The organism is uncultured Paraglaciecola sp., from assembly GCF_943787955.1.
GTDB lineage: Bacteria > Pseudomonadota > Gammaproteobacteria > Enterobacterales > Alteromonadaceae > Paraglaciecola.
Window position 1 is genome coordinate 660334 of sequence record NZ_CALSOK010000002.1, and the last position, 9915, is coordinate 670248.

The window sequence follows — 9915 nt, forward strand, 5'->3', positions numbered from 1 at the left end:
CTTAGTTGCAAATGATATTTCTAAGCAAAATTTCATTTCGAGTGAAAAGCTGCTATTGATACCAAAATTTACTAACAAGCAACATTGGGACCATATAACTTTTTTATATATTTACTCCTGCATATAACCTATGGGTAGCGCACTAATGGCTGACACTCCAGAATCTATGGCGGCTTGAGCTACTGCCCGTGCCACACGTTTCAAGAGTCTAGGATCCATGGGTTTAGGGATAATGTAATCCTTACCAAAACTAAGACTATCTATATTGCTAGCAGTCAGCACTTCTTTTAACACGTCTTCTTTAGCAATGCTGCGAATGGCATCCACCGCAGCAATTTTCATCTCATCGTTAATCTTAGAGGCACGCACATCCAACGCGCCACGGAAAATAAACGGGAAGCACAGCACATTATTGACTTGGTTAGGATAATCAGAGCGTCCTGTTGCCATAATTAAGTCATCCCTTACTTGATGAGCTAATTCAGGTTTGATTTCAGGATCGGGGTTTGAGCAGGCAAACACGATCGGATTAGGTGCCATTAACTTCAAAGCCTCTGGTGGCAATAAGTTGGGTCCAGATACGCCAACAAATACGTCGGCGCAGTCTAGCGCATCCTCTAACGTTCGCTTATCAGTGTTATTGGCAAATAACTTTTTGTGGCTGGTGAGATCTTCACGATGAGTATGGATCACACCTTTTCTATCAAGCATATAAATATGTTCGCGTTTAGCACCACATTTAATCAACAGCTGCATGCAAGCGGTGGCTGCGGCACCGGCGCCTAAACACACTATTATGGCCTCTTCTATACTTTTACTTTGAATTTCCAACGCGTTCAACATTCCCGCTGCGGTGACTATAGCAGTACCGTGTTGATCATCATGAAAAATAGGTATGGCACAGCGTTTAATTAATTCCTGCTCTATTTCAAAACATTCAGGGGCTTTAATATCTTCAAGGTTAATCCCACCGAAGGTATCTGCAATACATGCGACTGTGTTGATAAACTCTTCTGTCGTAGTATGCTTCACCTCAATATCAATAGAGTCAATGTTGGCAAAACGTTTAAACAACAAAGCCTTTCCTTCCATAACAGGTTTTGACGCAAGAGGACCTAAATTACCTAAGCCTAAAATGGCCGTACCGTTAGAAATCACCGCCACTAGATTGCCTTTGCCGGTGTATTTATAAGCAGTATCGGGGTCGGCTGCAATTTCTCGAACGGGCTCAGCCACGCCAGGGCTATACGCTAGCGCTAAGTCGGTGACACTTTCGGCCGGCTTAGTGAGTGCAATGCTGATTTTCCCCGGTACAGGTTTGGAATGGTAGTCAAGTGCTTGTTGGCGAAAATCAGACATTATATTGTCAGTCCTTTTAGAAATAGAAATGATTACAGTAAATTTAAACGTTAATTGTTGCTCTTATAAATTGATGTACCTATAAAAATTTTTGATCAACATTCTGCAAATAAATGTAACACAGTATGAATTAATCCACATGCATGATCAGATTGCTATTTTATAGATAGCCATTATAAATAGTATAGATATTTTGAATTTTGCTCGTTGCACGCAAAACTTAAGATGCTTTAAAATAGGGGTAGCACAACCTAATGGCGATTATTAATATTTACCCATACCAAGATCAAAATCAGGGGATGTTTACTTCTACTAAAAAAAGGACACAAAAAAAGCGCTAAACAAGCGCTTTTTTTGATGTCTTTTCAGACCACAAACAATTTTAGCTTTTCTTAAGACCAGCAAAACGTTTGTTGAATTTGTCAACACGACCACCAGTATCAACGTTACGTTGCTTACCAGTGTAGAAAGGATGGCAAGACGAACATACGTCTAAGTTGATGTCTTTTTTCAAAGTAGAACGTACTTTGATAATGTTTCCGCAAGAACAGTTTGCAGTCATTATTTGATAATCAGGATGGATATCTTGTTTCATGGGTTACCTCTTCGTCAGGCCGCATCGCTATTCAACCCGAAGTTGAACACCATACGAAAATTAAATTAAAAAGCTTTGTGGCTTGCCGCAAAGTGGCGCGCATATTAATGTAACGGGCCGGGGCGATCAAGGGTTTTGTTGATTTTATACCCAAACCACCCCATTTATTAAAGGTTATGTAGTAAAAATGGCAATACTAAGTGTCGCGCTTCCTATTCCGAAGCGTCAATTGTTCGATTATTTATATAAAGGTACCGCGTTATCTGTGGGTGTGCGTGTGCGTGTTTCTTTTGGCCCTCGCAAATTAATAGGTGTGGTTTGGGGAATAAACGAAAAGTCAGATTGGGACATCAGCAAACTCAAATCCATTGAAACGGTAATAGATGAATCACCGATATTCAATCCAGGCTTAGTGAAGCTATGCAGCTGGTTGGCCCAATATTATAAACATCCCATTGGTGATGTAGTGCAAACAGCCATGCCAGTAGCACTGCGAAAAGGTGAGTCGAGCCAAGCAAAACCTATTCAATATTGGACGTTAAGCGATACTGGCCAATCTGCGGATTTAAGCAGTTTATCGCGCGCGCCAAAACAGCGCCATTTACTAGAATCATTACGCAGCCAAGATATTATTAAGTCAAAGGCCAAAGCTGATTTTAGCGCTGCTGCTATTAAATCGTTAGTCGAAAAAGGTTACATCAAACCCATCGAAAAAGCCCCATCTAATACATCATCATGGCAACAAGATTTAAGCATCCAAGATAAGCCAATGGCTAATGTAGAGCAGGCCATCGCTATAAGCTGTATTGAAGCAAGGCTCGAGCAATATAGCTGTTTTTTATTAGACGGTATTACCGGTAGCGGAAAAACAGAGGTGTATCTCCAAGCTATAGAGCAGGTTCTCAAACAGGGTAATCAGGTACTGATTTTAGTGCCGGAAATTGGGCTTACCCCACAAACAGTGCATAGATTTAAATATCGCTTCGGTATTGATGTAGGAATATTACACTCAGGGCTCAACAATAATGAACGCCTACAAGTATGGCAACAAAGTGCAAGTGCACAGTTAGGTATCATTATAGGGACTCGCTCCGCAATATTTACACCCATGCTTAAGCCTGGCCTGCTAATTGTTGATGAAGAACATGATTCTTCGTATAAACAACAAGATGGCTTACGTTACCATGCAAGAGATCTTGCTGTGATGCGGGCCCGTGAAGAAAACATTCCTCTGATACTGGGATCGGCCACCCCTGGGTTAGAAACACTAAACAATGCGCTAACCGGTAAATATCAACACCTTAAGTTACATGAGCGTGCTGGTAATGCATCACTGGCGACTCAACACATTTTTGACATTCGCCAGCAGCCTCTAAAATTTGGTGTTGCCCAGGGCATGTTAGAGCGCATGAGTCAGCATTTGCAGCAAGGCAGTCAGGTGATGTTATTTATCAATCGCAGGGGTTATGCACCGGCCCTGATGTGTCATCAATGTGGCTTTGTTGAACACTGTAAACGATGTGACAAACCCTATACTGTGCACAAACAGCTTCACAAATTACAATGTCACCACTGTGCTAGTGCTAAATCAATCCCTAAAAGCTGCCAACAATGCCAGTCCAATGAGCTTACGTCTATGGGGGTCGGTACAGAACAATTGGAGCAAGGACTGGCTGCTTATTTTCCACAGTACAGCAGCATTCGAATAGACAGTGATAGCGCAAGAGGAAAAAACAAACTAGATAACATGCTCAACAGCATCAACAACAACGAGCATCAAATTCTAATTGGTACACAAATTTTGTCTAAAGGTCACCACTTTCCCAATGTCACACTGGTGCTTATTCTAGATGTTGACGGCGCGCTGTTTAGTGCCGACTATCGTGCAGCAGAACATTTGGCACAACTTATTACCCAACTCGCAGGACGTTCGGGACGTGCAAAAAAACCCGGTGAAATGTGGTTGCAGACTCACGACCCAGGTCATCCATTATTACAAGATTTGATCAATAATGGCTACGCGGATTTTGCCCAATATGCTCTGCTTGAGAGACAGCATGCGAATTTGCCACCCTGTACGTTTCAAGCATTATTCAAAGCACAGGCATTAAGCGCTCGTGATGCTTTTGATTTTTTACAACAAATTGCCCAACTATTTAAAACTGCTATCGGTGTGGATTGTGTGGGTCCCATTCCTGCTTTAATGGAAAAACGACAAGGCCAATACCGCATGCAATTATTATTACAAAGCCCGCAGCGGAGCATCTTACAAAAAGCCATTGGGCAAAAAATCAAACAGATTGAAACCTTAAACTTGACCCATAAAATTCGCTGGTCGTTAGATATCGATCCTCAGGATTTTAGTTAAATACAATAATAATGTAAATTCTGATTGAGGATCCTGTGATCCTAGGTAACATCATGCACCTTATTACTTAGCAAAATTTTTATAACATGGCTCACAAAGATTACGTGGCTCGTGGACGCAGCAAAAAACAGGCTCCACCACCACCCCAAACTTCACTACCATGGTTACGGATCGTCATCACCCTCTCATTGGTGACCGGTTTTAGCTATTTTTTGTGGAGTATCAAGGGTATCGCCCCCGAAAATATAGCTCACAATAATGCAACCACTGAGCAAGCCCAAAGCGAAAAAAACACCATGCCTGATATCCCAGAGGAAGAATGGGAATTTATAAAAAGCTTGCCTGAATTCACAGTTAAAATAGAACAAAAGGAGCAAGACGCACCGACAGTGCGTCGCCTAATACAATGTGGATCGTTTAGGAAGAATGAACAAGCTCAAGAGCTTAAAGCAAATATAGCCTTTCAAGGTTTAGAAGCACAAGTGAGGTCAAGTCAAGGTTCGTCAGGTGTGTGGTACCGAGTCATCCTTGGCCCTTATGACAGCAAACGCTTAGCCGAAAAACACCGCCATACTTTGCAGCGTGCAAAAATTAATGGCTGTAAAATTTGGAACTGGAACCTTTAATAAAAGCAGACACTGAACATTCCAAGTCGTGAGCACCTGCTCGCGGCTTGAAAAAAAAAGAATACTCCCCACATCTAGTTCATCCGGCATCGTTCCTCTGATAAAGAAGACAATAGCCCACCCTTAGCCCTGACAACCTTAGTGTATCCCTAGTGTAAATCTGTGTGTTTACCGCTATTGTTGTCCTTGGACATTGAAGGAAATTTCGTGACTACAATTGTATCAGTACGGCGCAATAATCAAGTGGTAATAGCAGGTGATGGTCAAGTTTCACTTGGCAATACCGTTATGAAAGGCAACGCAAAAAAAGTGCGACGCTTATATAATAATAAAGTCTTGGCTGGCTTTGCTGGCGGCACAGCAGATGCGTTTACTTTATTTGAACGATTTGAGTCTAAGCTTGAAATACATCAAGGAAACTTAACCCGCGCAGCGGTTGAACTAGCAAAAGATTGGCGTAGCGACCGAATGTTACGCAAATTAGAGGCTATCCTGGCTGTCGCAGACGAAACGGCTTCCTTTATCATAACTGGAAATGGCGATGTAGTTCAGCCAGAGAATGACATAATTGCCATAGGCTCTGGAGGCAACTTTGCACAATCTTCTGCCATGGCCTTGTTGGAAAACACCGAATTATCAGCCAAAGAAATTGCCGAAAAAAGTTTGACCATAGCCGGCAATATTTGTGTATTTACGAATCATAGCCAAACAATTGAAACAATCGATTATTAACCATATCGGCTAAGACACTCTACCTGACTGGCGTTGCTTACATTGAGCACCAGTTAATTACCCAGCTTAAAAGGTTTTATTTATGTCAGAAATGACCCCAAGAGAAATCGTCCATGAGTTGGACAGTCATATTATCGGTCAACAGGACGCTAAACGGGCAGTGTCTATTGCCCTTCGGAATCGCTGGCGCAGAATGCAGCTTGGATTAGAGCTGCGCCAAGAAGTGACACCTAAAAATATCCTCATGATTGGCCCAACAGGTGTGGGTAAAACCGAAATTGCCCGGCGCTTAGCCAGGTTAGCCAACGCGCCTTTTATTAAAGTCGAGGCCACAAAATTTACAGAAGTCGGTTATGTAGGTAAAGAAGTCGAAACTATTATTCGTGACTTAGCTGATATCGCCATAAAAATGACCAAAGAGCAGGCCAAAAGTAAGGTGAAATTCCGCGCTGAAGAAGCGGCAGAAGAACGTCTTTTAGATGCATTATTACCCCCACCAGAAAATGCCTTTGGTGATAAGGAAGAGCATCAGGATAAAGGCACCAGACAGATTTTTCGCAAAAAACTCCGCGAAGGGCAATTAGACGATAAAGAAATTGAGCTAGACGTTGCTGCGCCTCAGGTTGGCGTAGAAATAATGGCACCTCCAGGTATGGAAGAAATGACCAATCAACTACAAGGCATGTTTCAAAATTTGTCAGGTAGTCAAAAGAAAAAGAAAAAGCTTAAAGTCAAAGAAGCGTTTAAATTATTAATCGACGAAGAAGCTAGTAAGTTAATTAATCATGAAGATCTGAAGCAAACAGCGATAGACTCACTTGAACAAAACGGCATAGTGTTTATTGATGAAATTGACAAAATATGTAAGCGGGAAGGCTCTACCAGCGGAGGAGACGTATCACGTGAAGGCGTGCAACGTGACTTGTTGCCATTAGTGGAAGGTTCAACCGTGTCGACTAAACATGGTACCGTAAAAACCGATCATATTTTGTTTATTGCTTCTGGTGCGTTTCAAATGTGCAAACCTTCAGACTTAATTCCTGAACTACAAGGTCGATTGCCTATCCGTGTTGAACTTTCCGCGTTGACTGCCCACGACTTTGTACGTATTTTGACTGAGCCAAATGCATCGCTTACCGAGCAATACGTAGCTTTGCTTAAAACGGAAGGTGTAGATGTCTCATTTACTGAAGAAGGTATAGAGCGTATCGCTCAGGCCGCATGGAAAGTGAATGAACGTACCGAAAAACATCGGAGCCAGACGCTTGCATACCGTGATGGAAAAACTGATGGAAGACATTTCTTACGATGCCTCTGAAAAAAATGGCGAGTCGTTAATTGTCGATGCTAAATACGTTGACGACCACTTAGAAATGTTAGTAGATGACGAAGATTTAAGTCGCTTTATTCTGTAATCTATCTTTGTGAATACAAAAAAACCGCTAGGTTTAGCGGTTTTTTTGTATCCAGGTTTTCTTCGGTTTGGCATGAAAATACCAGTAGCTTTGTCCCTCTAATCAGTTATTGGCCTTAAAATTTCTGGAACATGGAAACGAGTTTTTTACTAACACCGATGTATTTCTTGAGCCTGTTGTTCGCTTGTTTGGATCATAAAAGGTATCAACCATTTGAAAAGAGGCTTTTCGCATCATCCCTGCGGAAACTAAGTTCTCTTCGTGGCGTGCAATATAGACCTTTTTCACATTGTGCTTTTTGAGCCAATTCGATTGGCCTTGAGTAGTAACCTGCTTCCAATTTCCTTTACCACTATAATGCATCTTAACTACCACATCATTAATATATGCCATGGTTGATAAATCGGAATATTGACTGAGTTGTGAAGGACATGCGTCTTTAAAAATTAAAATCGCGAACCCTGTAATTTCACATTCTTCTGCTAAAACAGCCAGCGCCTTCCCATCACGTATTTGCTGAAACTGTTGCTCGATGCTTTCATCTGTAATGTAGTTCCATTCATTTAAACCATCTCGAAATAAAATGTTTTTTCATGTGTTCAAAATCAGCTACTTTAAGTGGCCTTGAATGTACTTTCATATTCCACCTCTATTTGGCACATAACGCCTTGTAACGCCCAGCATGAATGTGAAGCACATGCTTTTAACGGTCCAGCACTTTGTGCAATTGTTAAGAAACCTGTTAGGTGTGCGTAGACACATTGTTGATAGACATTCTCCAATGACAAATACCCAGTGTTAAGCCGGCAACACAACGCTGACACTAAGAAAAACAGTCATTTGCCCCCCCAAAAGCTCGACACCATTTTGCCTGCTATCTGTTTAGGAGGCACCCCTGACGATTGAGTGACGCCTGGCGGGATTGTTACTCCAACGGCTTTCTCGCTTGTCCAAATATGTACCTGTGGCTCAAATTTAAAGGTCGAAATCTGCTTTGCTATGACGGCCAAAGCCCCATTAAGCGCAGCTACGGTCACATAGAGCGGTGTTTGACAAGATGCACAGGAATGATGAGTCTTGTCTGAGCCGGTGCCGCCCTTCATTACTGTAGAATAGTTTTGTCCATGGGCACTGCACCTATCGGGCTGAAAAAACGCCAGTGCAGTATATGGCATAGCCGTAAACACTCTACAATCGCTACAATGACATACCAATTGCACAACGGGTGCTTCATTGATGCGAAGTGTCAGTACGCCACATTCACAGCGTGCAGATGTCCTCGTTGTTCCAATCATATTTCTCTCTCTAGGTGTCTGCTATCCACAAGCATTCGCCCAACTTACATCAGTTAAGGGGATCAGTAAGCTTATTAAAATATGCAACAAAGTGGAAACCAGTAAACGTTCCGTGTCCCAACTTAAGTCGCTTGCTATGTATTTTGCGTAACATGACATGTGTGAATGACCGTTTTATTTAAATACTGCCAGCCACTTTTTAATTTATTCATGATTAAGCCATACCCTTTAAAATTTAACTTATAACAGGCACAACCCAAGCCAAAGAATCATTACAAAAAATCAGTTTGTTCTCATCATTAAAGAGATATAGCGAATATGAAACTGGCTAATGAATTAAAAAACGGGTTAAACATGTGTATAAAAATGTAAAGAAAACACCCATCTCACAATATTATTTACGCTTCTTATTTGGGCTTAATCAAGACAGAAGCCAACTCACGTCGCTCTCCTTAAAGTGTATCAACAAGCCAAGTCACGGTGTGTGCTAACACCCGCTCACTGAATTTAGCCGTGGGGTTAAAAGCGTCGAAAATATGATCGGCACCACTGATATGACGATATTCTTCAAGCTCACTTGATGCCGTATCAATGATTTTGCGATCAATATCAGGGATCGTATCCTCAGTTCCCCGTATACAAAGCAAAGCGCCAGAATATGCTCTAAATGGGGTGAAAATATCATAACCCATTAAGCCTAAAAAATGCTGTTTGGTTATCGTTATGGCTTCCCAATCTTGAAATACTACCGAGCCTGTTGCCAATACTTGGCGGCGTTGCTCTGCGGAAAGCAAATTTTCAGCAACGGTATCTGGATTACCAGCCGCAGACCACAAAACCATACTATTAAGTTGCTTGGGATAATGGCCTGCTAATGCGATAGCCGTTGACGCTCCTAAACTAAAACCTACCACCCCTTTCGGGAGATCGGGATAGGTATCGTGCAAAAAATCAAGTCCCGTTTTCGCATCGATAACGCGAGATTCAAAGGTACTGGTCATGGTATAATTTGTTGCTTCGCGTTCACTTTCGCCACGTATATTAATTCGAATAGACGCAATACCTTGGTCGGAGAGTCTCTGTGCTAAGTGCTTGTACATATCGCCCACTTCGTCCATCTGCCCTGCCCAACCATGTATCATTAATACCGCAGATTTGGCTGTACCAGCAGCAGAGTGGTGGGATGCGACCATGTCATTTGCTAAGACGATCCGAGTGTCTTGCGCGGCTGAAAATTGAGCAAATGCGAACAGAATGGCAAGTGTCGTCACTCGCGTGCAGTGGTATTGTAATTTAGATATCATAAGGCCTTCCTTTTTGTAGGTTGAGTACCGTTGAGTCATACACGACATATTACCGATTTTCGCCCCATCAGGGATATAAAAGAGAGGGTAATATGAGACAAGATATATTTTTATTTTACGAGAAGTGACGATTTCACCTACACCTGACAATCTTATACAAGTGCATATTCCATATCTGAAAATGGCACAGATGCACCAACGATAACCCACTGTTTTTAGCC

7 protein-coding genes and 1 pseudogene are annotated in these 9915 nt (G+C 42.0%); 4 read left to right on the top strand and 4 right to left on the bottom strand.

Going from position 1 to position 9915, the window contains the following annotated elements:
- Positions 1-111: 111 nt before the first annotated feature.
- Positions 112-1359 (bottom strand): malic enzyme-like NAD(P)-binding protein, encoded by a 1248-nt coding sequence (locus Q0Y52_RS03550; protein ID WP_297818052.1) that lies wholly within the window; start codon positions 1357-1359, stop codon positions 112-114.
- 382 nt (positions 1360-1741) lie between these two features.
- Positions 1742-1954: a 50S ribosomal protein L31 gene (gene rpmE / locus Q0Y52_RS03555; RefSeq protein WP_297818054.1), complete on the bottom strand. Its 213-nt coding sequence runs from the start codon at positions 1952-1954 to the stop codon at positions 1742-1744.
- Between the two features lie 187 nt (positions 1955-2141).
- Here rpmE and priA point away from each other — a divergent pair, with 187 nt between their 5' ends.
- The 4 genes and pseudogenes from priA to hslU all read left to right on the top strand — a co-directional run bounded on the left by priA (position 2142) and on the right by hslU (position 7095).
- A complete protein-coding gene (gene priA / locus Q0Y52_RS03560) occupies positions 2142-4322 on the top strand; it encodes a primosomal protein N' (protein WP_297818057.1) in 2181 nt (726 codons plus the stop codon).
- Positions 4323-4408: 86 nt separating this feature from the next.
- On the top strand, positions 4409-4948 hold the full coding sequence (locus Q0Y52_RS03565; protein WP_297818059.1) for an SPOR domain-containing protein: 540 nt from the start codon (positions 4409-4411) through the stop codon (positions 4946-4948).
- Positions 4949-5155: 207 nt separating this feature from the next.
- A complete protein-coding gene (gene hslV, locus Q0Y52_RS03570) occupies positions 5156-5680 on the top strand; it encodes an ATP-dependent protease subunit HslV (RefSeq protein ID WP_297818061.1) in 525 nt (174 codons plus the stop codon).
- A gap of 82 nt (positions 5681-5762) precedes the next feature.
- Positions 5763-7095: pseudogene (gene hslU, locus Q0Y52_RS03575) on the top strand (HslU--HslV peptidase ATPase subunit).
- An 836-nt stretch (positions 7096-7931) separates the two neighbouring features.
- On the opposite strand, the gene Q0Y52_RS03580 reads toward hslU, so the two are convergent.
- On the bottom strand, positions 7932-8390 hold the full coding sequence (locus Q0Y52_RS03580; RefSeq protein ID WP_297818064.1) for a GFA family protein: 459 nt from the start codon (positions 8388-8390) through the stop codon (positions 7932-7934).
- Between the two features lie 452 nt (positions 8391-8842).
- The gene (locus Q0Y52_RS03585) at positions 8843-9694 is read right to left on the bottom strand and encodes an alpha/beta fold hydrolase (RefSeq protein WP_297818066.1); all 852 of its coding nucleotides are present in this window, start codon (positions 9692-9694) and stop codon (positions 8843-8845) included.
- Positions 9695-9915: the final 221 nt, after the last annotated feature.